This window comes from Stenotrophomonas maltophilia group sp. RNC7 (genome assembly GCF_030910085.1).
Lineage (GTDB): Bacteria > Pseudomonadota > Gammaproteobacteria > Xanthomonadales > Xanthomonadaceae > Stenotrophomonas > Stenotrophomonas sepilia.
On the sequence record NZ_JAVFVN010000392.1, the window covers coordinates 1 to 731 of the forward strand.

1 protein-coding gene is annotated in these 731 nt (G+C 43.8%); it reads left to right on the forward strand.

Annotated features, from left to right (window positions below):
- Window positions 1-43: 43 nt before the first annotated feature.
- On the forward strand, window positions 44-731 hold a 688-nt coding region (locus RCF13_RS06735; protein ID WP_308140988.1), incomplete at its 3' end, for an RHS repeat domain-containing protein.

Genomic DNA, 731 nt, shown 5'->3' on the forward strand with positions numbered 1-731 from the left:
GGAAGTCATAAACGAATACGATGCTGCAGGAAATGTCATCGCTATGAAGCAGAAGGTAGAAGGCGACGATTATCAAGTGGTTCGATATACGTACGATGTACTGTCCAGAGTAGCCAGTGAATCCTTACTGGTAAAGATGACGGATATCGATACGAAATACCTCATTGGTGCCCAATATGACCGACAGTATTTCGATCGGGTACTTGCTACGACCAGCTATACCTATAACAAAAATAATACGGTAAGGGTTAAAAAAGACCCTCAAGGAAATGAGCAGACCTTCGAATACGATTACGACAAGCGGCTCACTAAAAATATAAGTCCAATGATGGACGCAAAGCAGTATGAATACGATTTAAACGGAAATCTAATCCGAGAAGAAAACAGCAAAAATGCGGTGATTCACTACGACTATGACGCTTTCAACAGGCTTATTCGTAAAACCGCACCAGCGGCTGACGGCGGATTGTCCGTTCAAAGATATCTATATGACACCTTAGGAAATTTAATCAAACAGATTGCACCAGAGAACTATGAAAAGAGTCAGGATACACCACAGCTAGCTTCCAGCATGCTGGGTACGACCTACACCTATGACAGCATGAACCGCAGAACCTCCACTACATCGCCAATGGGGGATCTTCTAGAGATAATGGAATACGATGCAATGGGCAATGTAAGCAAGACCGTAGATGGGCTGCGATATACTGGAGATATCCAAGCCTCCAAGG